At 61.9% G+C, this 23,307-nt stretch carries 13 protein-coding genes and 3 pseudogenes; 7 read left to right on the plus strand and 9 right to left on the minus strand.

The genetic code is table 11. From position 1 onward, the window contains the following. Positions 1–93: 93 nt before the first annotated feature. The 7 genes and pseudogenes from JFV30_RS18050 to JFV30_RS18080 all read right to left on the minus strand — a co-directional run bounded on the left by JFV30_RS18050 (position 94) and on the right by JFV30_RS18080 (position 11,126). Positions 94–1,625, minus strand: a pseudogene (locus JFV30_RS18050) (DHA2 family efflux MFS transporter permease subunit). A 64-nt stretch (positions 1,626–1,689) separates the two neighbouring features. Then, the gene (locus JFV30_RS18055; RefSeq protein WP_201124809.1) at positions 1,690–2,907 is read right to left on the minus strand and encodes an HlyD family secretion protein; all 1,218 of its coding nucleotides are present in this window, start codon (positions 2,905–2,907) and stop codon (positions 1,690–1,692) included. A gap of 15 nt (positions 2,908–2,922) precedes the next feature. Beyond that, positions 2,923–4,386, minus strand: coding sequence for an efflux transporter outer membrane subunit (locus JFV30_RS18060; protein ID WP_201124810.1), 1,464 nt, complete (start codon positions 4,384–4,386; stop codon positions 2,923–2,925). After that, positions 4,383–4,856, minus strand: a complete 474-nt coding sequence (locus JFV30_RS18065; protein ID WP_010166969.1) for a MarR family winged helix-turn-helix transcriptional regulator — start codon at positions 4,854–4,856, stop codon at positions 4,383–4,385. The genes JFV30_RS18060 and JFV30_RS18065 overlap by 4 nt, the downstream gene beginning before the upstream one ends. 145 nt (positions 4,857–5,001) lie before the next feature. Then, the gene (locus JFV30_RS18070) at positions 5,002–8,685 is read right to left on the minus strand and encodes a translocation/assembly module TamB domain-containing protein (protein WP_201124811.1); all 3,684 of its coding nucleotides are present in this window, start codon (positions 8,683–8,685) and stop codon (positions 5,002–5,004) included. Further along, positions 8,685–10,411 (minus strand): annotated as a pseudogene (locus JFV30_RS18075) (autotransporter assembly complex protein TamA). Before JFV30_RS18075 ends, JFV30_RS18070 begins: the two are co-directional and overlap by 1 nt. A 64-nt stretch (positions 10,412–10,475) precedes the next feature. Then, the gene (locus tag JFV30_RS18080; protein ID WP_010166963.1) at positions 10,476–11,126 is read right to left on the minus strand and encodes a GNAT family N-acetyltransferase; all 651 of its coding nucleotides are present in this window, start codon (positions 11,124–11,126) and stop codon (positions 10,476–10,478) included. A gap of 179 nt (positions 11,127–11,305) precedes the next feature. Here JFV30_RS18080 and xthA point away from each other — a divergent pair, with 179 nt between their 5' ends. Then, positions 11,306–12,118, plus strand: coding sequence for an exodeoxyribonuclease III (gene xthA, locus JFV30_RS18085; RefSeq protein ID WP_010166961.1), 813 nt, complete (start codon positions 11,306–11,308; stop codon positions 12,116–12,118). 97 nt (positions 12,119–12,215) lie between these two features. After that, positions 12,216–13,556 carry a substrate-binding domain-containing protein gene (locus JFV30_RS18090; protein WP_201124812.1) on the plus strand — a complete coding sequence of 447 codons (1,341 nt, stop codon included), beginning with the start codon at positions 12,216–12,218 and terminating at the stop codon, positions 13,554–13,556. Positions 13,557–13,670: 114 nt separating this feature from the next. Here the strand turns inward: JFV30_RS18090 and JFV30_RS18095 are convergent. Further along, positions 13,671–14,899, minus strand: a pseudogene (locus JFV30_RS18095) (acyl-CoA dehydrogenase). Between the two features lie 150 nt (positions 14,900–15,049). Here JFV30_RS18095 and JFV30_RS18100 point away from each other — a divergent pair. From JFV30_RS18100 to JFV30_RS18110, 3 genes are all read left to right on the plus strand, one after another. Next, positions 15,050–15,985 (plus strand): LysR family transcriptional regulator, encoded by a 936-nt coding sequence (locus tag JFV30_RS18100; protein ID WP_010166954.1) that lies wholly within the window; start codon positions 15,050–15,052, stop codon positions 15,983–15,985. 67 nt (positions 15,986–16,052) lie between these two features. Continuing rightward, positions 16,053–16,451: a MerR family transcriptional regulator gene (locus JFV30_RS18105; protein WP_010166953.1), complete on the plus strand. Its 399-nt coding sequence runs from the start codon at positions 16,053–16,055 to the stop codon at positions 16,449–16,451. A gap of 12 nt (positions 16,452–16,463) precedes the next feature. After that, positions 16,464–17,363, plus strand: a complete 900-nt coding sequence (locus JFV30_RS18110; RefSeq protein WP_201124813.1) for a hydroxymethylglutaryl-CoA lyase — start codon at positions 16,464–16,466, stop codon at positions 17,361–17,363. A gap of 1,347 nt (positions 17,364–18,710) precedes the next feature. Here the strand turns inward: JFV30_RS18110 and JFV30_RS18115 are convergent. Further along, complete coding sequence (locus JFV30_RS18115; RefSeq protein ID WP_201124814.1) at positions 18,711–20,372, minus strand: AMP-binding protein; 1,662 nt, start codon at positions 20,370–20,372, stop codon at positions 18,711–18,713. 145 nt (positions 20,373–20,517) lie between these two features. On the opposite strand from JFV30_RS18115, the gene JFV30_RS18120 reads away from it, so the two are divergent. After that, entirely contained in the window at positions 20,518–21,681 is a 1,164-nt protein-coding gene (locus tag JFV30_RS18120; RefSeq protein WP_003212472.1) for an isovaleryl-CoA dehydrogenase, read from the plus strand. 14 nt (positions 21,682–21,695) lie between these two features. After that, on the plus strand, positions 21,696–23,303 hold the full coding sequence (locus JFV30_RS18125) for a carboxyl transferase domain-containing protein (protein ID WP_010166936.1): 1,608 nt from the start codon (positions 21,696–21,698) through the stop codon (positions 23,301–23,303). Positions 23,304–23,307: the final 4 nt, after the last annotated feature.

The raw sequence follows: 23,307 nt of genomic DNA on the forward strand, positions 1-23,307 counted from the left end.
CCTGCGATAGCATCACCTCGGTGTACCTGATGTACCGAGGTGTCTGCATCGCAGGCAAGCCAGCTCCCACATTGACCGAGCTCGGCCTTTCGATCAGTGGCCCGAAGCCTCCGGCCCCGCCTTCGCCGCAAACGGCGGTTTCGCCAGCCAAACAATCACGATCAACGCCATGAACATCCACCCCAGCAGCGTGAAGTAATCCACGGTGGACATCATGTACGCCTGGCTGGTGAGGATCTGGTCCAGTTGCGCATACGCCTTGTGCCCTGCCCCGCCGAGCGCCTGCAAGGCATCACGGGTGGCCGAGTCGTAGGTGGTCATGTTCTCGCTCATGTAGGCATGGTGCTGGTCCGCCCGGCGAATCCAGATCCAGGTGGTCAACGACGCCGCAAAGCTGCCGCCCAGGGTCCGCAGGAACGTGGCCAGGCCCGCACCGTCGGCGATTTGTGCCGGCGGCAGGTCGGACATCAGGATGCTCAAGGTCGGCATGAAGAACAACGCCACGCCGATGCCCATGAACAACTGCACCAGGGCGATGTGGGTGAAGTCGACTTCATTGGTGAAGCCCGCCCGCATAAAGCAACTCAAGCCAATCGCGAGGAACGCCAGCCCGGCCAGCAGGCGCAGGTCGAACTTGTGCGCGTACTTGCCCACAAATGGCGACATCAGCACCGGCAGAATTCCGATCGGCGCCACCGCCAGGCCCGCCCAGGTGGCGGTGTAGCCCATCTGGGTTTGCAGCCATTGCGGCAGGATCAGGTTGATCCCGAAGAAGCCCGCATACCCCAGCACCAACACAATCGTACCGATACGGAAGTTGCGGTAGGCGAACAGCCGCAGGTTGACCACCGGGTGCTCGTCGGTCATTTCCCAGATCACGAACACCGCCAGGGCGATGGCCGAGATCACCGCGCCAATGATGATGAAGTTCGACTCGAACCAGTCCAGGTCGTTGCCCTTGTCGAGGATGATCTGCAAGGCACCGACGCCGACGATCAGGCTCAACAAGCCGACGTAGTCCATCGGCTGGTAGCTGGTGACCACCGGGCGTTTCTTCAGCTGAGAACGCACCACCATCACCGCAAAGATACCGATGGGCACGTTGATAAAGAAGATCCACGGCCAGCTGTAGCTGTCGGTAATCCAGCCGCCGAGGATCGGCCCGGCAATCGGCGCCACCACCGTGACCATCGCCAGCAACGCCAGGGCCATGCCGCGCCTGGCGGGGGATAGACCGCAATCAGCAGCGTCTGGGTCATCGGGTACAACGGGCCGGCGACCAGGCCTTGCAGCACCCGAAAGCCGATCAGTTCGGGCATCGAGGTGGAAATACCGCAGAGAAACGAGGCCAGCACAAACAGGATGGTGGCCCACAAAAACAGCTTCACCTCGCCGAAGCGACGGCTCAGCCAGCCGGTCAGCGGCAAAGCGATGGCGTTGCTCACGGCAAACGAGGTGATCACCCAGGTGCCCTGCTCCGAACTCACGCCGAGGTTGCCGGAAATCGTCGGCAACGCCACGTTGGCGATGGTGGTGTCGAGCACCTGCATGAAGGTCGCCAGGGACAGGCCGATGGTGGCCATCAGCAAGCTGGGCGGCGTGAAGGAGGCGTTAGCGTTACTCATCGCGAATCCTGTGCAACATGATGGGCGCTACGGCCGCCGGGGCCGCAGCTGATGGATTGGCGAATCAGCGCTGGGCAGCCTTGGGAGCGGCAACGCTGTTGTCATGGACCAGTTGGGTGATCATGGCGTCGGCTTCAGCCAACTGGCGGTCGTACACGTTGGTGGTGAACGAGGCCTTTTGCGGCGCCTGCTGGGCCAGTACCGGGCCGCTCTGGTCATGCAGGTCGACGTTGACCACGGTAGACAAGCCCACCCGCAGCGGGTGCTTGGCCAACTCTTCGGCGTTCACATGAATGCGCACCGGCACCCGTTGCACGATCTTGATCCAGTTACCGGTGGCGTTCTGCGCCGGCAGCAAGGCAAACGCGCTGCCGGTACCCGCGCCAAGGCTGTCGACGGTGCCGCTGAATTTCACGTCGCTGCCGTAGATGTCAGACTCGATATCCACCGGCTGGCCGATACGCATATCCCGCAGCTGGGTTTCCTTGAAGTTGGCGTCGATCCACAGTTGATCCAGCGGGATTACCGCCATCAGCGCGGTGCCCGGCTGAACCCGCTGGCCCAGTTGCACGGTACGCTTGGCCACATAGCCGGTGACCGGTGCGATCAGGGTGCTGCGGGCGTTGGTCAGGTAAGCCTGGCGCAACTGCGCGGCGGCGGCCTGCACGTCCGGGTGGGACGAAATCACCGTGTCATCCACCAGGGCGCTGGTGGTCTTGAACTGTTGTTGCACGTTGGCCAAGGCATTCTGCGCCGAGGTCAGGTCGTCGCGGGCGTGGGACAGTTCTTCCTGGGAAATCGCCCCGCCGGCGGCGAGGTTTTTACGGCGGTTGTAGTTGTCCTGAGCCTTTTGCACGTTGGCTTGTTGCGCCAGCACCTGGGCTTTCATGCCATCGACGTTGCTGTACAAACCCCGCACCTGGCGCACGGTGCGGGCCAGGTTGGCCTGGGCACTTTGCAGGCCCACCGCCGCATCGTTCGGGTCGAAGTTGATCAGCACCTGGCCTTCATGGACCAGGTCGCCGTCGTCGGCGCCGATGCTCACCACGGTGCCCGTCACCAGCGGGGTGATTTCCACCACGTTGCCGTTGACGTAGGCGTCGTCGGTGCTTTCGCTGAAGCGGCCATAGAATTCGTACCAACCCCACACGCCCACGGCGCCGAGGATGACGATCAGCGCCAGGACAAACAGCATGACTTTGCGTTTGCGCGGGTTGCTGGTGTTGGGTTGTTCACCCTTGTTTGTTTCAGGAGCGTTGTTGCTGGTTTCGGCAGTGGCCATGACAAGTACCTTGAATTATTCAGTGCGCGTGGCTGGGGTGGTCGAGGCCACGTTATCGGCGTGGAAACCGCCGCCCAGGGCCTGCATCAATTGAATCGAAAGATCGATTTGCTCGGCATTCAGGGTGGCCAACTGGCGTTGGGCCTGGAGAAGTTGTTGTTCGATGCTGAGCACGTCCAGGTAATTCCCGATACCTGAGCTGTAACGCTGGACCCCGGTGTCGTAGGACTGCTGGGCAATGTCCGCAGCGTGTTGCTGGGCCTGGATCTGCCGGCCAGTCTCGCGCAACTGCACGAGGGTGTTGCCGATGTCGCCCAAGGCTTGCACCAGGGTTTTGTTGTACTGGGCCACGGCCAGGTCGTAGTCGGCGTCGCGGGCATCGAGGTCGGCGCGCAGGCGGCCGCCATCGAAGATCGGCAGCGAGATCGTCGGCGCAATGCTGAAGAAGCGGCTGGCCGAACCGAACATCGCATCCCCCAGCAACGACTCGGCCCCGGCACTCGCGCTCAGGTTGAGGTTGGGGTAGAAACGGGTCTTGCTGGCCGCGACGTTCTTGCTCGCCGCCTCCACACGCCAGCGCGCGGCGATCAGGTCCGGACGACGGCCCACCAACTCGGCAGGCAACACCGACGGCACGGCAACGGCGCTCGGCTTGAGCACGTTGGGGCGTACCAGTTCGCTGCCGCGGTCCGGGCCTTTGCCGAGCAACACGGCGAGGGCGATTTTGGCGCTCTGCAGTTGTTTTTCCGCATCGATCAGTTGCGACTGGGAGCTGGCTTCCAGGCTTTCGGTTTGCTGGTACTGGTACTGACTGTCGATCCCGGAGTTCAGGCGACGCTGGCCCAGGTCGAGCATTTGCCGGGTGCGCTTGAGGTCATCATTGGCCAGGTCACGCACGATATGGGCCTGGCCCAGGTCGCTGTAGGCCTTGGCGACGTTGGCCGCCAGGGTCAGGCGCGCAGCCTGCTGGTCGACTTCGGCGGCGCGGGCCTGGCCCAGGGCCGCTTCCCAGGCGGCGCGCTGGCCACCCCACAGGTCGAAGTTGTAATTGAAGCTGGCACCGATGTTACGCACGGTGGCGTACGCATCGCCCTGGCCCAATGGGTCCTGGTCCTTGGCCAGGCGCGAACGGCTGACACCGGCGCTGGCGTCCAGGGTCGGCATGCGCTCGGCGTCGGCAGCATAGGCGGCGGCTTCGGCCTGGTGGGCACGGGCGCTGGCCACTTGCATGTCGGGGCTGTTTTGCAGGGCTTCCTGGATCACGCCGTCGAGTTGTGGGTCGCCGAGGCTTTTCCACCAGTCGGCGGTGGGCCAGGCGGCGCTCGACAACGTCACACCGCTGAGGGATTTGCCGGTTTGCAGGTTGTTGGCTTCGAGGCGTTTGCCTTCTGTGTTCAAGCCGCTGAAATTGGCACAACCGGCCATAGTCATGGCCACCAGCACAAGGCTGAGGCCGGCACGCAAGGAGCGATTGTTCATGCACTACCTACCCGCTGAATGGTGATGGGGTCACCCGCAGCTATCAGAATTTTCTTCAAGATTTTTTCCAGGGTTTGCAATTCACCCGGTTCCAGCGCGCCCGCCAATTGGTTCAGGGCCTGGGCGCCGATCTCCGGCAGCATGTCGGCCACGCGCTGGCCTTCCGGGGTCAGCACCAACTGCACCTGGCGCCGGTCCTGCTCGGAACGCTTGCGCGCCAGCAGGTCCTTTTGTTCCAGGCGGTCGAGCATGCGGGTCATGGAGCCGCTGTCCAACGACAGGTTGCGGCACAGCTCGGCGGGGGTGTCGACGCCGTACTGGGCCATGATGATCAACACTTTGAACTGTGCGGCGGTGATGCCGTGGGGTTCCATGTGGGTGTCGATGATCTTGTCTTTGAGCAGCGCAGCACGGCCCAGCAGCAGGCCGAGGTGGCAGTTGTGGAAGTTTTCGGGGGTGAAGTGCTTCATCGTGACCAACCTATTAACTGCCTAAGCAGTGAATGTATGTCACGATGTTACTGCCTAGGCAGCGAATGTCAAACGAATAGTTAGGTTGCTTGCTAATTAGCGGATAAATGGTGGGAGCCGGGCTCCCACCTTTAATGTGTACGGATCAGAAATCCCGCTTGTAGAAAATATCCAGGGAGCTGGCCACGCCGCTGGCCACTTCCAGGTACACCTTTTTGCTCAGCAGGTAACGCAAAGCAATGGTGTTGGCCGGTTCGAACACCCCCACGCCATACCGCAGGCTGAGCTTCTCGGAAATCTTGCCGCTGGCCACCACGGCGGTGTTGGTGCCGCTGCCCTGGGTGTCGAGTTCGAAGTCCTGGAGCCCCAGGTTCTTGGCAATGTCCGAGGTCACCCCGGCGCTGCCCATTAGCCCAAGGCCCAGCGCTGCTTCAGCGAGCATGTTGTTGTCCTCGCCGGTGGTGGTACGTGAACGCCCCAACACCAGATACGACAACGCATCCTCTTGGGCCATGGCCGGCTCCGAGAAAATTTGCGTCGTCGGCTGCTCGGCACTGCCGCTCAGACGAATACCGGCGGTGACTGTCCGGGACGGCTCGGTGGTTATCCGCACGGCCTCGATATCCAGGTACGGCTGGTCAATCGGCCCGGCGAACAGCAACCGCGCGCGGCGCACCGTAAGGCGCTGGCCGTAGGCACGATAGCGGCCGTCGTTGAGCCACAGTTCGCCACGGGTGTCCATGTTGTCGCCGATGTGCACGTGGCCTTGCAGGTTGGCGGTGAGGCCGAAGCCGGCGAAGCTCAACCTGTCCTTGCCCACCTCCACATCGATGTCCATCGCCATGGCCATCGGCGGCTTGCCCTCTTCGGTCTGGCTGCCGACGATCACCGTGTCATCCGAGACCTTGACCGTCGACGGCGGCAGTTCGCGCACGGTGATCTCGCCCTTGGGGATCTGCACCTTGCCGGAGATCGCCAGCTTGTCGTTTTTCATGCTGATTTTCAGGTCGGGCGCCACTTCCAGGGCCGCGTACGGTTCTACGGTGACCGGCAGTTGCGTGCCTTGCAGCGCGATGTCCACCGCCAGGGCCTGGCCCCAATCGATCTGGCCCTTGATAGTGCCCTGCCCGGCCTTGCCGCTGCGCCAGCCGCCATTGAGCTGCACGCTTTCGCCGGCAATCAGCGCCTGGATATTCAGGCCTTCGAAGCTGGTGGGCAGTTCCGGACCGGAGATTTCGCCGCCCACCAGGTTGATGCTGCCGTTGACCTGAGGCGCCAGCAGGCCGCCGCCGATGCGCCCGTTACCGTTGAGCTTGCCGTTGAGCTTCTCGACCATCGGCACAAACGGCCGGGCGACGGCGAGGTCGAGGCCGGTCAGGGTGAAACTGCCGGTGATCGGTTTGTTCTTCGGCAGCGGATTGATCTGCGCCTGCAACCGCAACTCGCCAAGCTTGCCACCCCGGAAGTTGAGCTGGGTATCGATGCGCGTGGGGTTGAGGGTGGTTTCCAGCTTCAGGGTGTCGTAGGGGAAGTCCAGCCACTGGTCCTTGTCCTTGACCCGCAAGGTGCCGCCGCTGGCATCCACCGACACCACGCCTTTGGGGCCGCTAGCCGGCAGGTCGAGTTGCACGTCGGCATTGAGCTTGCCCTGCCAGGCGAAGTCTTTCGGTAAAAACGCCGCCAGGCTGTCGATGGGGAACTGCTTGAGGTGATAACGCAGCTTGGGCTCGGGCATCAGGCGCTGGTCTTCGCCACACAGGCTCGCCGAGCCGGATACCCAGCAGTGGGCAGCAAAGGTCAGCTTGCCATCGGCCACGCGCTCAATTTTAGCCGGGGCTTGCAGCTTCCAGTCCTGGCCACCCGCCTGCACATCGCCGCTGGCCAGGCGCCCTCGCCAGTTGCCTTTGTCGAGGTTGCCGTCCAGGGCCAGGGCCAGCTTGAGCAGCGGGCCGGCCAGGTCGAGCTGGACTTTCTGGCTTTTGATATCGCCCTGGGCGCTGGCGGTGAAGGTGCCGACCTGGGTTTCACCGGCCTGAATGCCACTGCCCTTCAGGTCGATTTTGGCGCGTTGGGCATTATCCAGGTTCGCGTCCAGGGTCAGGTTTTGCAGGCGGTTATCTTCAAACGCCAGTTGCTGGCCAACCAGGTTGAGCTTGCCTTGGGGCGCGTGCAGGGTACCGGCGACGTCGAGACGGCCGTTCATCTGCCCGCGCAGTTGCGGCCAGAGTTGGGCGAGGCGCGTCAGCTTGATGTCGACCTGCCCGGCCAGCCGCTGTTGCAGGCTACCGCTGCCGTAGATGCGGTTGTCGCCGAGGCGGATGTCCAGCGTACCAAGAGTCCACTGCTCGCCTGCGCCTTCGGCCTTGGCCTGGAGCACGGCAGGTTGGCCGCGCAGGCGGCCCTTGAGGTCGAGGTCGGCGTTGAGCTTGAGCTGCTCGTTTTTCATTTCACCCTTGCTGCGCAGCGGGCCAGCGAGGGTGCCGGGCAGCTCGGCAACCCAGTACGCCGGGTTGATGGCCGACAGGTCGAGTGCCGTGTCCCAGGCAATACCGTCGGCAAATTGCAGGTTCAGGTGGCCCTCGGCCTTGCCCTGGCCGGCGGCGAGTTTCAGCTCGGGGAGGAACACTTGCTTGAGGTCGCCACTGAACGGGCTGGCCAGGCTGAACTTGCCTGCCGGCCCGTCGAGGTCGGCCTTGAAGTTGCCCAGGTAGTTGCCGTCCTTGTAGGAAACTTCGCCATTGAAGGTACGCAAGGCTACTTGAGGTTCATCGATGACCGGGTACAGGCGATGCCAGGGGAAATCCAGCCAGTCGATTTTTGCGTCGGCGCTGAAGCCTTGCTGCCAGTCCAGATTGGCACTGAGCTTGAGGCTCTGCTGGTCACCGGCATTCAAGTCCAACCCGGCGATCTGCGCGCCCTTGGCGTCGACCTTGCCTTGCAGCAGCAAGTCCACCGGGCCTTTCTCCGCCGGAAGGACGGCTTTGCCCAGCAACTGGTAACCGTTGCTCAGGTCGCCCTTGGCCGTCAGGTCCAACTGATTGAGTTGCAGGGTATCGGGCAAGTCGGCGCCGGGTTTGAAGCCATCGGCGGTGATGTGCAACTGCGCCGGCAGGTTTTCCATCAGGGGTTGTAACTCGCCGCTGAGCTTGGCCGGCAGGTAGCCGCTGCTGTCGGCGTCGAGCTTGAGGGTTTTGAGCAAATCGCCATCGACCTTGAGCGCCAACGTCCAGGGCGCACCGTCCGGTGCATAAGGCAGGCTCAGGTTACCGGCAGCGGTCAGTGGCCAGTTGCCGGTGGGCTGCAACAGGCCGGAGAGGTCGAGTACCAGGCCATCCCGTTGCAGGTGCACCGAGTCAATCTGCATGCCGGCGGCGGTCCAGTGCGCCGCCAGTTGCAGGCCCTGGAGTTCTTCGCTGCCGTTGAACAGCAGGCTGCCGACGCGGATGTCACCCAACTGAAGGGCGACCGGCAATTTCAGGTCCGGCAGAGTGATCGGGCCGCTGCTTTCTTCCGCGCTGGGTGGAAATTGCAGGCTCACCTGCTCCACATCCAGTTGGTTGATGCACACCGTCATGCGCATCAGGCACGCCGGCGACCAGTCGAACTTCGGTGCTTGCAGCTCTACGCGGCTGCTGTCTTGTTGCCATAACAGATGGTCGGCACTCCACTGCCCGCCCAGGCGACCCTGGAAATTTTCCACGGTCAACCCCGGCACCTGGCCCAGCACCCAACGGCTGCCGACTTGGGTACCCAGCACCGTCCACAGCGCCAGCACTATCACCGCGAGGACCGCCAGCACGGCCAGCCCCGCTATTTTCAAACCACGCATCACAGCTCAGGCCCCATGGAAAAGTGCAAACGAATGCCGCCCGGATCTTCGAGGGCATGGGCCAGGTCGAGGCGGATCGGACCGACCGGCGACACCCAGCGCACGCCCACACCCACACCGGTTTTCAGGCTCGGCATTTCCAGGGTGTTGAACGAGTTGCCTTGGTCGATAAAGGTCGCGATCCGCCATTTTTCGGCGATGGAATATTGATACTCGGCGCTCAGGGCCACCATGTAGCGGCCACCGATGCGGTCGCCACGGTCATTCTCCGGCGACAGGGTCTGGTACTCGTAACCGCGCACGCTCTGGTCGCCACCGGCAAAAAACCGCAACGACGGCGGCACGGATTTGTAGCCGTTGGTGGCACTGCCACCAAACTGCGCCCGCGCCAGGAAGCGGTGGTTGTCCCACAACGTGGTCAAGCCCTTGATGGTCGCCGTGCCGTAAAGCAGGTTGGTGTCGGAACCCAGCCCTTCCTTGGCGACCTTGGCGTCGAACAACAGGCGATAGCCGTTGTGCGGGTCGATGCGGTTGTCACTGCGCAGGTAGGAGTAACTGATGCCCGGCATCAGCAGCGTGCTCAGGCCCGAGTCATTGCCCAGGCGATATTCTTCGCGCTGCCACTTGAGCGAGATCACCCGCGTCCAGCCGCTGGGCAACTTGCTGTGCCACTCGGGCCCGAGGGTGAGCAGTTTACTCAGGGTGTCGGTGTTGGCGATTTCTTCATTCTGGTAGCCGCCGGCGAAACGCAGTTTGTCGGTCAGGGGCGGGTCCAGGGAATGTCGTACCACAGCCCGACGTTCTGCCGGGGCGCCGACAGCTCGGCTTCCCAACCATAACTGTGGCCCTGGGGGTTGACCCAATGGCGCGTCCAGTTGGCCTTGCCACGCGGCCCGACGTCGGTCGAGTAACCCAGGCCCAGGCCCATGGTGCGGGGCTTGCGGGTCTCAAGTTGCACGGCCACCGGAATCACGTCGTTCGTCGACGCAGCAGGTGCGGCGTCCACGCGTACGCCTTCAAAAAAGCCACTGCCTTGCAGGTTCTGGTTGAGTTCGGCGATCAGTTCGGAGTCGTAGGGTGCGCCGCTCTTGAACGGCACCATGCGTTGCAGCAGGTCTTCATCAAACGGCGTATCGCCGGCAAAGCTGACCTTGCCCAAGGTGTAGCGTGAGCCACTGTCATAAATGAGTTCGATATCGGCCACACCCGCCTTGGGGTCGACCGAGAGTTTCTGGCTGGTAAAGCGCCCGCTGAAAAAGCCGTAGCGTGACGCCTGGTTCTGGATGACGCGCTTGGCGTCTTCGTAGTTGCCGTGGTTGAGCACGGCACCGGGTTTGAGTTCGTCGCTGGCGGGCACGCGAAAGGCTTTGAGGTCGGCCGCCTGGCCATCGACCCTAATAGTCACATTGCGCAAATGCACCGGTTCGCCGGGGTCGATGGTGAGGATCAGGCGCGGGTTCTTGCCGCCCTTCACATCGCTGGCGATCTGCGGCTGGTAGAAACCCAACGCCTGGGCAGCCTTGCGGGCCTGTTCCTCGGCACCACGGCTGAACCGTTGCAGGGCTTCTTCGTCACGATCGCCGACCCCGCCGATATAGCCTTCGATGTTGGCTTTCAACGCGTCGTTTGAAGGTTTGATGCGCACATCCAATTCGCTTTGCGCCAAGGCGCCGCAGCTCGTGAACAGCAGAATCAAGCCGCTGGTAAATCTTCCTGGAAACTTCATAGGCCGGGATGCTACACGAGCTTGGGAGCGGGTTAGAACCCGGATTTGTCTGAATAATTCTGTCTTAAACCGTTGCAGCCTGTAACACCTGCGGATTTGCGTGAAAGAACACGTGCTCCAGGACTGGTCCTACAGCCACCTCGCCGATCTCTTCATAGCCCTGGCGTTTATAGAACTCCAGGTAGCGAGAATTCCCCGTGTCCAACACCACGCCGGAAGAATGCGGGTCTTCGGCGCACCAGTTGTGAACCGCTTCGAGCAATTGCTCGCCGTAGTGTTTGCCCTGGAATTGCGGGTGAATCCCCAGCAGCGGCAGCACATGCACCGAGTCCGAGGGCAGGCACGCCAACACGGCCTGGTGATATTCCAGGTAGCGCCGGGTGCCACGCACCCCGGTGCTCAGCCACATGCGCAATTGCCAGGCCCAGCTTTCGGTAATGCCCAGGCGTCGCGTGGGCGGCGCGATCAGGGCGATGCCGATCAACCGGTCGTTGACCAGCAGGCCAATGGCCGGCAGGTTCTGGAAAAAGTGCTGCTTGACCAGCTCACGCACCGTGGCGCGCACCCGCTGTTCGTAGCCGGGACGTTCGGCTTCGAAGATGTAGGCGAACGTCGGCTCATGGCGATAGGCCTGGTACAGCAGGGAACGGGCTTCGCGGGAATAGCCGCTGTCGAGCATGTGAATCTGGGCGATGGCAGTCGAGGTGTCCGGCATAGCAGTGAATCTCCCCTGGGCGCTGACTCAAAAAGGTTGCGCTCTTGTTAGTACGAGCCCACAGCAACCGACTCGTTCCCTCCTTTCAGACCTTAGCAGTGCCCAACTCCTACCGCCACGCTGGCCCCCGTCCGACTTGTCGGCTAGCATCGCCCTTTTGCCAGACTGGACTGCCGACCATGAAAATCGTCTCTTTCAATATCAACGGGCTGCGCGCCCGCCCTCATCAGCTGGCGGCACTGATCGAGAAACACCAGCCGGACGTGATCGGCCTGCAGGAAACCAAGGTCCACGACGACCAGTTCCCGCTGGATGAGATCAAGGCCCTGGGCTATCACGTGTATTACCACGGGCAGAAAGGCCACTACGGTGTCGCCCTGCTCTCGCGCCAGGAACCGCTGGCACTGCACAAAGGCTTTGCCAGTGACGAAGAAGACGCCCAGCGCCGGTTTATCTGGGGCACTTTCGCCGATGCCAACGGCAACCCGATTACCATCATGAACGGCTATTTCCCACAGGGCGAAAGCCGCGACCACCCTACCAAGTTCCCGGCCAAGCAGCGTTTCTACGAAGACCTGCAAACCTTGCTGGAGTCGCAGTTCAGCAATGACCAGGCCGTGGTGGTGATGGGCGATGTGAATATTTCCCCGGAAGACTGCGACATCGGCATCGGTGCCGACAATGCCAAGCGCTGGCTGAAAACCGGCAAGTGCAGCTTCCTGCCGGAAGAGCGCGAGTGGATGGCCCGTCTGAAGAACTGGGGCCTGGTGGACAGCTTCCGTCACCTCAACCCGGACGTGGCCGACCGCTTCAGCTGGTTCGATTACCGCAGCCGCGGCTTTGAAGACGAGCCCAAGCGCGGGCTGCGGATCGACGTGATCATGGCCTCCCAAGGCCTGTTGCCGCGGGTGAAGGACGCCGGTGTGGACTACGACCTGCGTGGCATGGAAAAACCCTCCGATCATGCGCCGATCTGGCTGGAACTGAGCTGATCTGGCATAGAGGGCCGGGTAACCGGCCCTCGTCATATTTATGCAACCTGCCTGACTTAATCTCGCGGCACTCCCTTTGGCTTGAGAAGGTGCCGGCATGATGCTGCGCGTTCTATCCCTGCTGGCCCTGTTCAGCGCATTCCCCCTCACCGCCTTTTCCACCCCGCTGCCCTTCCCCGATCACGGCCCGGCCTTGCGCATCCAGGGTTCCAATACCATTGGCGCGGCACTGGGCCCGGCGCTGGTCAAGGGACTGATGGAGCAACAAGGTTTGCAAGGCGTGCACAGCGAGCCGTCTGACCAGGCCAACGAACAGCAGATCGTCGGCAAGACTCGCCAGGGCCAACAGGTGACGATAGAAGTGGCCGCCCATGGTTCCAGCACCGGGTTCGCCGCACTGAAAAAAGCCAACGCCGACCTCGCGGCGTCGTCCCGGCCGATAAAAGACAGCGAGTTGGTGGAGCTGGAACCCCTGGGCGACCTGAAAAGCCCGGAGGCCGAACAAGTCATCGCCATTGATGGCCTGGCGATCATCCTCAACCCGCGCAACCCGCTGAATACATTGAACACTGAGCAACTGGCGCAGATTTTCAGCGGCGACGTCTCGACCTGGGAACAACTGGGCGGTATCGGCGGCAAGATTCAGGTGTACGCGCGGGATGATCAGTCCGGCACCTACGATACGTTCAAGGAGCTGGTGCTCAGCCGTCGCGGCAAATCCCTGGAGGCCAGCGCCAAACGGTTCGAGTCCAGTGAGCAGTTGTCGGATGCGGTCAACCACGATCCCCAGGGTATCGGCTTTATCGGCTTGCCCTACGTGCGCCAGGCCAAGGCAGTGGCCATCGTCGACGGTGACTCGCAGCCGATGCTGCCGTTGAACAGCCTGATTGCCACCGAGGATTACCCGTTGTCACGCCGGTTGTTTTTCTATCTGCCGCCGGTTGCGCAGAATCCGTGGGCCAAGGCGTTGGTGGACTTTGCGCAAAGCAGCAAGGGCCAGGCGATCGTCGCCGCCAACGGGTTTATCGCACAGCAGGTGCAGGCCATGACCGTGGAGCCGCGGGCGCCGATGCCCGAGGATTACCAGGGGATTGCCCGGCAGGCACAACGGCTGACCGTGAACTTCCGGTTTGAGGAAGGCAGCGCCAGCCTCGACAACAAGGCGCGTCAGGATTTGACGCGTGTGGTGGCTTATATAAAGAGCCATCGCAAGCTGGACAAGCAGGTAACGCTGGTGGGGTTTGGGGATGCCAAAAATGATGCGCAGCGGGCGGCGCTGCTGTCGAAACTGCGGGCGATGGCGGTGCGCAGGGAGTTGGTTAAAAGTGGCGTGGTGCTGAGGGATATCCGCGGCTTTGGCGCCGAGATGCCGGTGGCGGCAAATACGGCGGATGAGGGGCGGATCAAGAACCGGCGGGTGGAGGTTTGGGTGTATTGAGGACTTAACGATCTTTATTGCCCGGATTGGCCTCATCGCGGGCAAGCCCGGCTCCCACAGTTGACTGCATCCCTCTGTGGGAGCTGGCTTGCCTGCGATGAAGACACCTCGGTTTTACTGCCCGCTGCGCATCATCTCCCGCGGTACATACTTACCGATCTCGAACTTGCCGATCGCCGCCCGGTGCACTTCGTCCGGACCGTCGGCCAGGCGCAGGGTGCGCTGCATGGCGTACATGTAGGCCAGCGGGAAGTCGTTGGAAACCCCCGCCCCGCCGTGGATCTGGATCGCCCGGTCGATCACCTTCAACGCCACGTTCGGCGCCACCACCTTGATCTGCGCGATTTCGCTTTTCGCGACCTTGTTGCCCACGGTGTCCATCATGTAGGCGGCCTTCAGGGTCAGCAGGCGCGCCATGTCGATTTCCATCCGCGAGTCGGCGATCTTGTCGATGTTGCCTCCAAGACGGGCCAACGGCTTGCCGAAGGCGGTACGGCTGACAGAGCGTTTGCACATCAGCTCCAAGGCACGCTCAGCCATGCCGATGGAGCGCATGCAGTGGTGGATACGGCCCGGGCCAAGGCGGCCCTGGGCAATTTCAAAGCCCCGGCCTTCGCCCAGCAGCACGTTTTCGTACGGCACACGGACGTTTTCAAACAGCACTTCGGCGTGGCCGTGGGGGCGTCGTCGTAGCCGAACACCGGCAGCGGGCGCACGATCTTCACACCGGGCGCATCCACCGGTACCAGAATCATTGAGTGCTGTTGGTGGCGCGGCGCATCCGGATTGCTCAGGCCCATGAAGATCAGGATCTTGCAGCGCGGGTCGCAGGCGCCGGAGGTCCACCATTTTTTGCCGTTGATCACCCACTCGTCGCCGTCACGTACCGCACGGGCAGCCATGTTGGTGGCATCGGAAGAAGCCACGTCCGGCTCGGTCATGGCGAACGCCGAACGAATCTCGCCCCGCAGCAACGGTTCGAGCCAGCGTTGTTTCTGCTCTTCGTTGGCGTAGCGCACCAGCACTTCCATGTTGCCGGTGTCGGGTGCGGAGCAGTTGAACGGCTCCGGCCCCAGCAAGGAGCGGCCCATGATTTCGGCCAGGGGTGCGTATTCGAGGTTGGTCAGGCCGGCACCCAGTTCGGACTCCGGCAGGAACAGGTTCCACAGGCCTTCGGCTTTAGCCTTGGCTTTCAACTCGTCCATGATTGCGGTGGGCTGCCAGCGATCTCCTTCGCTGACCTGGCGTTCAAACACCGGCTCGGCCGGGTAGACGTAAGCGTCCATGAAAGCGGTGACGCGTTCACGCAGTTCCTGAACCTTGGGCGAATAGGCGAAATCCATGAGCAGCTCCCTTTTTGGAAGGTTGTTTAGGTCATGAAATTGATGCTAGATCAGCGTTGATAATTTACCTAACCTATTCTCGGCGTGTATTAACATTCATCACCGATATATGATCGGCGTATGGACACCTAACAATAAGAGCGCAGCGAAATGAATCTGAGCAAGGTCGACCTCAACCTTTTCATCGTCTTTGACGCGATCTACACCGAAGCCAACCTGACCCGCGCCGGGCAGATTGTCGGGATTACCCAGCCAGCGGTGTCGAACGCTCTGGCACGCCTGCGGGAGACGTTCAACGACCCGCTGTTCGTGCGCACCGCCCAGGGCATGGTGCCCACCCCCATGGCCCAGAACATCATCGGCCCGGTGCGCAATGCGCTGTCGCTGCTGCGGGTGTCAGTGCAGGAAAGCCGGATTTTCAACCCGCAGCAGGCCGCCAAGACCTACCGCATCAGCATGACCGACCTTACCGAAGCGGTGATTCTGCCGCCGCTGTTCCAGCGCCTGCGCCGCCTGGCGCCGACGGTGGTGATCGAGAGCTTCCTGTCCAAACGCCGGGAAACCACCAAGGAACTGGCCGCCGGTCGCCTGGATTTTGCCGTGGATGCGCCGCTCAACACCGACCCGCAAGTGCGCCACGTCAAGCTGATGGAAGACCGCTACGTTTGTGCCATGCGCAAGGGCCACCCGATGGCGGGCAAGGAAAAGCTAACCCTCGATGACTACTTGTCCCTGACGCACATTCATATCTCCAGCCGGCGCAATGGCCTGGGCCACGTGGACCTGGCGCTGGGCAAGATGGGCCTGCAACGCAAGATCGCCCTGCGCTCCCAACATTATCTGATGGCCTCGCAAGTCCTGCAGCAGACCGACATGGTCATGACCGTGCCGGAGCGCTTTGCCCGGCGCCATGAACTGCACTGGTTCAACCTGCCGGTGAATGATGTGCCGATGGTGGAAACCCACCTGTACTGGCACGAAAGCACCGACCAGGACCCCGCCAACCGCTGGATGCGCGAGCAAATGATCGAGTTGTGCCAGCAGGTGACGGCTCATGAGAAGAAGCTGGATAAGCAGCAGGCGTGATGTGTTGCTTGACGTTAACGTCAAGCAACCTTTAGCTTAACGCTCAAGACACTCCTTGAGCGCCCCCATGAGCACGACCTACAGCATCTCCGACCTCGCCCGCGAGCTCGACATCACCACCCGCGCCATTCGCTTCTATGAAGAACAAGGCCTGCTGTCCCCGGAACGCCGGGGCCAGGAGCGTATTTATTCGCCGCGGGACAAGGTCAGCCTGAAGCTCATCCTGCGGGGCAAACGCATCGGGTTCTCCTTGGCCGAGTGCCGGGAGCTGATCGAACTCTACGACCCCACCAGCGGCAATCAGAAACAGCTGCACAGCATGCTGGCGAAAATCGCCGAGCGCCGCGAACAGCTGGAGCAACAGTTGCTGGACATCGAACAGATGAAACTGGAACTGGACACCGCCGAAGAGCGTTGCACCCAGGCGCTGGAACAGACCATTCAGAGCCAGGTTGGCCATTCATAAAAGGTAGCTGCCATGTCCCTCCCCTCTCATGTGCGCCTGGTGGAAGTCGGCCCCCGCGACGGCCTGCAGAATGAAGCGCAACCCATCAGCGTCGCCGACAAGGTGCAATTGGTGGATGCCCTGAGCGCCGCCGGCCTGGGCTACATCGAAGTCGGCAGTTTTGTGTCGCCCAAGTGGGTGCCGCAAATGGCCGGGTCCGCCGACGTGTTTGCGCAGATCCAGCGCAAGCCCGGGGTGATATACGGTGCGCTGGCGCCAAACCTGCGGGGCTTTGAAGATGCCCTGGCCGCCGGTGTGAAGGAAGTCGCGGTGTTTGCGGCAGCGTCCGAGGCGTTCTCCCAACGCAACATCAATTGCTCCATCAGCGAAAGCCTGGAGCGCTTCGCGCCGATCATGGACGCGGCCCGGCAGCATGGCGTGAGCGTGCGGGGTTATGTGTCGTGCGTGTTGGGGTGCCCGTACGAAGGCCAGGTCGCGCCGGAGCAAGTGGCGGCGGTAGCCCGGGAGCTGTTTGCGATGGGCTGCTATGAAGTGTCCCTGGGCGACACCATCGGCACCGGTACGGCGGGCGCCACCCGGCGGATGTTCGAGGTGGTCGGCGCGCAGGTGCCACGGGACAAACTGGCCGGGCATTTTCACGACACCTATGGCCAGGCCATCGCCAATATCTACGCCAGCCTTGAGGAAGGTATCCAGGTATTCGACAGCTCTATCGCGGGCCTCGGCGGCTGCCCCTATGCCAAGGGTGCCAGCGGTAACGTCGCCACTGAAGATGTGTTGTACCTGCTCAATGGCCTGGGCATCGAGACGGGTATCGACATGGACAAGCTGATTCTGGCCGGCCAGCAGATCTGTACGGTACTGGGCCGCCCCACCGGTTCACGCGTGGCCAAAGCCCGTAACGCCACCTGAGTACCGCTCCCGTGACGATGTGTTACCTCGCGGCTACACATCGGGTAACACGGGAACATATTTTGTCGCATTTCCTGAAAGAAATTTCCCACCAAAAAATCAAACCATTGATTTTAAAGGACTTTATAAAGTTGGCACGGCTCCTGCTATCTCTATTGCATAACAAGAATAAAAAGCACCAAACCTAATAAAAATAAGACGTAACGACTCTGACATAACAAAAACAACACGGCAGAGACGCAGCTAACAGATTTTTTTGGAGAAGATGTGCTTTGCAGGGTACGGCTAGCCGAAACCCGCAACCGGATAGAGAAGAACAAAAAACTACCTCAAGGTAGCTACCCTCTGGTTGGATCGCGTGCGAAGAAGCAGATCAGCGCTCAAAAAAATACGTTTGCTCTTGACCCCGGATGGGGGTCGCCAAAAACAGCGGTAAAGGGCCACGGTTGCCAAAAACAACAACAGACCGCCCCTCAATAATAAAAAAAGAGCACGCAACGACAAATTAAAGGGGACCCTCGGGTCCCCTTTGTGCTTTCTCGTGGAAGGTGATTTGCGTGTATATCCGTTTTTTGGGTAACGGCTGGTATGGGTTCCGCTCTTACAGCGGGTCACTTTTGAAAAGAGCCCAAAAGTAACCAAAAGGCTCTTGCCCCACCACTCGGCACCTCGCCTAGGCTCGGTGTGCCCTCACTCCGGCATTACTCCGCGGGCCGCCGCGACGGGGCGTCCCTGCCCCGTCGCGGCTAAACCGGCGTCCTGCCGGTTTACCCGCTCCGTACTACCTGCGTTCGGCCAGCGTGGTTTAACGGGGCGCCTAAAATCAAGATCAAAAGCAGATCAACAGCACAGCGGCCTACAGGCCGGCTTGAGTGGTGTGAAGCAAAGGCAACATCAAGATCAAAATCTACAGCGAGCACGATCCCCTGTAGGAGCTGGCTTGCCGGCGATGCAGACAACTCGGTACATCAGACACACCGAGGTGATGCCATCGCCGGCAAGCCGGCTCCTACAGAAAAGCAGCTCTGCTTTGGCTTTTGATCTGGCTTCTACCACTCAAGCCGGCCTGTAGGCCGCTGTGCTCTTGCTTTTGATCTTGATCTGGCCCTGACTGCCCCAATAAGCCCGAGGCCGAACGCAGGTGGTGCGGAGCGGGTAAACCGGCAGGACGCCGGTTTAGCCGCGCTGGGCCAAGGATGGCCCATCGCGGCGGCCCGCGGAGCAGCGCCGGAGTGAGGGAACACCGAGCCTAGGCGAGGTGCCGACAGGCGGGGCAGAGCCCTTTGCTTACTTTGGGGCTTTTCCAAAGTGAGTCGCTGTAAGAGCGAAACCATAAGCCGCCGTTACCTAAATAACGGATATACACCCAGAGCCCCCCTCACCCTCCTTCAACTCCTCAATCATAATCTCCCGCATCCGAAACTTCTGAATCTTCCCCGTCACCGTCATCGGAAACTCATCCACAAATTTGAAATGCTTCGGCATCTTGAAGTGCGCAATCCGCCCCTTGCACCATGTCTGCAGCTCAAGCTCGTTGGCGACATGCCCGGGGTGGAACTTGATCCACGCGACGATCGCCTCGCCGTAGCGCTCATCGGGAATCCCGATCACCTGCACATCCGCCACCGCCGGGTGGGTAAAGAAAAACTCCTCCAGCTCCCGCGGGTACACATTCTCGCCGCCGCGAATGATCATGTCCTTGTTGCGCCCGGCGATGCACACGTAACCGTGCTCATCCATGGTGGCCAGGTCGCCGGTGTGCATCCAGCCCGCCTCATCAATGGCCCCGCGGGTGGCCTCAGGATTGTTCCAGTAACCAAGCATCACGCTGTAGCCCCGGGTGCACAGCTCGCCTATCCGGCCCCGGGCCACAGTGTTGCCTGCCTCATCGATAATCTTGCTCTCCAGTTGCGGCTGGGTACGCCCAACGGTAGTCACGCGCCGCTCCAGGTCGTCATCCGGCCCGGTCTGTAATGACACCGGGCTGGTTTCGGTCATGCCGTAGGCAATCTGTACCTCGCTCATGTGCATCTCGCTGATGACCCGGCGCATCACCTCGATCGGGCAGGTGGCGCCCGCCATGATCCCGGTGCGCAGACGCGACAGGTCGAATTCGCCGCGGCGCGGGTGATCGAGCATGGCAATAAACATGGTGGGCACGCCGTAGAGTCCGGTGGCCTGTTCTTCGGCGACGGCGGTCAGGGTCAGCAGCGGGTCGAAGCCGTCATTCGGGTAGATCATGGTCGTGCCGTGGGTGATGCAGCCCAGGTTGCCCATCACCATGCCGAAGCAGTGATACAGCGGCACCGGAATCACCAGGCGGTCTTGCGCGGTCAGACCCAGGCTTTCGCCGACCATATAGCCGTTATTGAGGATGTTGTGGTGACTGAGGGTGGCCCCCTTGGGGAAGCCAGTGGTGCCGGAGGTGTACTGGATGTTGACGGGTTGATCGAAGTGCAGGCTGGCCTGGCGGGTGTGCAGTTGCTCGGGCGGGACGCCTGCGCCGAGGGCCGCCAATTGTGACCAGGGCGTGAACCCCGGGGGCGGGTTGGCATCGAGGCTGATGATGCCGCGCAGGTCGGGTTTCAGTTCCTGCAACATGCCGTGGTAATCGGAGGTCTTGAATGACCCGGCGCACACCAGCCACTGGCAACCGGATTGCTTGAGGACGTACTCCAGCTCACTGCTGCGATACGCCGGGTTGATATTGACCAGAATCACGCCGAGCTTGGCGCTGGCAATTTGGCTGATGCACCACTCCGCGCAGTTGGGAGCCCAGATGCCCAGGCGGTCGCCGGTTTGCATACCCATGGCCAGGAACGCACGTGCATGCAAATCAACCGTCTCGGCCAGTTGCCGCCAGGTGTAGCGACGCGGTTGATGGCGCACCACCAGCGCTTCGCCGTCAGGGTACTGCGCAACCGTGTTATCGAAGGCTTGGCCAATAGTCATGGCCAGCAAGGTCTTGTCCTGCCTGCCACGGCTGTAACTCTGATTCGTCTGATCCATAACGACCCCTGTTGTCTTTTTTGTAGGTTGACGTAAACGTAAACTACGATTGACAGTCCTGCAACGCAAGCTTACGTTAACGTAAAGGTGATCGCCCTCCCCGGCGTATCGGCCACACAAAAACAACGCTAAAAGGTGCCCGTCCATGAGTTACCCCTCCCTGAACTTCGCCCTCGGTGAAACCATCGACATGCTGCGTGACCAGGTGCAGTCCTTCGTGGCCAAGGAACTGGCGCCGCGCGCTGCGCAGATCGACATCGACAACCTGTTTCCCGCCGACATGTGGCGCAAGTTCGGCGACATGGGCCTGCTGGGCATCACCGTGCCGGAAGAATACGGCGGCGCCGGCCTGGGCTACCTGGCCCACGTGGTGGCCATGGAAGAGATCAGCCGGGGTTCGGCTTCGGTGGCGTTGTCCTACGGCGCGCACTCCAACCTCTGCGTCAACCAGATCAACCGCAACGGCACCCACGAACAAAAACTCAAGTACCTGCCCAAGCTGATCAGCGGCGAACACATCGGCGCCCTGGCCATGAGCGAGCCGAATGCCGGCTCAGACGTAGTCTCGATGAAGCTGCGCGCCGATAAACGTGGCAGTGTGTACGTGCTCAACGGCAGCAAGACCTGGATCACCAACGGCCCCGACGCCAACACCTACGTGATCTACGCCAAGACCGACCTGGAAAAGGGAGCCCACGGCATCACCGCGTTTATCGTCGAGCGCGATTCGAAGGGCTTCAGCCGCAGCAACAAGTTCGACAAGCTCGGCATGCGCGGCTCCAACACCTGCGAGCTGTTCTTCGATGACGTCGAAGTGCCGGAAGAAAACATCCTCGGCGCCCTGAATGGCGGCGTGAAGGTGCTGATGAGCGGCCTCGATTACGAACGCGTGGTGCTGTCCGGCGGCCCCACCGGGATCATGCAGGCCTGCATGGACCTGATCGTGCCCTACATCCACGACCGCAAACAGTTCGGCCAGAGCATCGGCGAGTTCCAGTTGATCCAGGGCAAGGTCGCCGACATGTACACCCAACTCAACGCCAGCCGTGCCTACCTGTATGCGGTGGCCCAGGCCTGCGAGCGCGGCGAAACCACGCGCAAGGACGCCGCCGGGGTGATCCTCTACAGCGCCGAACGCGCCACCCAGATGGCCCTCGACGCGATCCAGATTCTCGGCGGCAATGGCTACATCAATGAATTCCCGGCGGGTCGTCTGCTGCGTGACGCCAAGCTGTATGAAATCGGTGCGGGTACCAGTGAGATCCGGCGCATGTTGATCGGTCGCGAACTGTTTAACGAAACCCGCTGAACGGAGCGCGCCCCATGGCAACCCTGCACACCCAGCTCAACCCGCGCTCGACGGAATTCGCCGCCAACAGTGCGGCGATGCTCCAACAGGTCGACGCCCTGCACAGCCTGCTCGCCCAGGTGCAGCAAGGCGGCGGCGCCAAGGCCCAGGAACGCCACACGTCCCGGGGCAAGCTGTTGCCGCGCGAGCGGATCAATCGTTTGCTCGACCCGGGCTCGCCGTTCCTTGAGCTCAGCCAACTGGCGGCGTATCAGGTGTATGGCGAAGACGTGCCCGCGGCCGGCGTGATTGCCGGGATCGGCCGTGTGGAGGGCGTCGAATGCATGATCGTCGCCAACGACGCCACGGTGAAAGGCGGCTCGTACTACCCGCTGACCGTCAAGAAACACCTGCGCGCCCAGACCATCGCCGAGCAGAACCGCCTGCCGTGCATCTACCTGGTGGACTCCGGCGGCGCCAACCTGCCGCGCCAGGATGAAGTGTTTCCGGACCGCGAGCACTTCGGGCGGATCTTCTTCAACCAGGCCAACATGAGCGCCCAGGGCATTCCGCAAATCGCGGTGGTGATGGGTTCCTGCACCGCCGGTGGCGCCTATGTGCCGGCGATGGCGGACGAAGCGATCATGGTCCGCCAGCAAGCCACCATCTTCCTCGCCGGCCCGCCGCTGGTGAAGGCGGCGACCGGCGAAGTGGTGAGTGCCGAAGACCTGGGCGGTGCCGATGTGCACTGCAAGATCTCCGGGGTGGCCGACCACTACGCCGACAGCGATGAGCACGCCCTGGCCCTGGCCCGGCGCAGTGTGGCCAACCTCAATTGGCGCAAACTGGGCCAGTTGCAGCAGCGCACGCCGGTTGCGCCGCTGTATTCCAGCGAAGAGCTGTACGGCGTGATCCCGGCCGACGCCAAGCAACCGTTCGATGTGCGCGAAGTCATCGCGCGGCTGGTGGACGGTTCGGTGTTCGATGAGTTCAAGGCCCTGTTCGGCACTACGCTGGTGTGCGGCTTTGCGCACCTGCACGGCTACCCGATTGCGATCCTGGCCAACAACGGCATTCTCTTCGCCGAAGCCGCGCAGAAAGGCGCGCACTTTATCGAGCTGGCCTGCCAGCGCGGGATTCCGCTGCTGTTCCTGCAAAACATCACCGGCTTTATGGTCGGCCAGAAATACGAGGCCGGCGGTATCGCCAAGCACGGCGCCAAGCTGGTGACGGCCGTGGCCTGTGCCAAGGTGCCGAAATTCACCGTGATCATCGGTGGCAGCTTCGGCGCCGGTAACTACGGCATGTGCGGCCGCGCCTACGACCCGCGCTTCTTGTGGATGTGGCCCAACGCACGCATCGGCGTGATGGGTGCCGAACAGGCGGCCGGCGTGCTGGTGCAGGTCAAGCGCGAACAGGCCGAGCGCGCAGGCCAGGGTTTCAGCAGCGAAGAGGAAGCCGCGATCAAGCAGCCGATCCTCGACCAGTACGAAACCCAGGGCCACCCCTACTACTCCAGCGCACGGTTGTGGGACGACGGCGTCATCGACCCGTTGCAGACCCGCGACGTGCTGGCCCTGGCCTTGTCCGCCGCACTGAACGCCCCCATCGAGCCGAGCCGCTTCGGCGTGTTCCGCATGTAAATGG

It is taken from the genome of Pseudomonas sp. TH32, from assembly GCF_016650855.1.
GTDB lineage: Bacteria > Pseudomonadota > Gammaproteobacteria > Pseudomonadales > Pseudomonadaceae > Aquipseudomonas.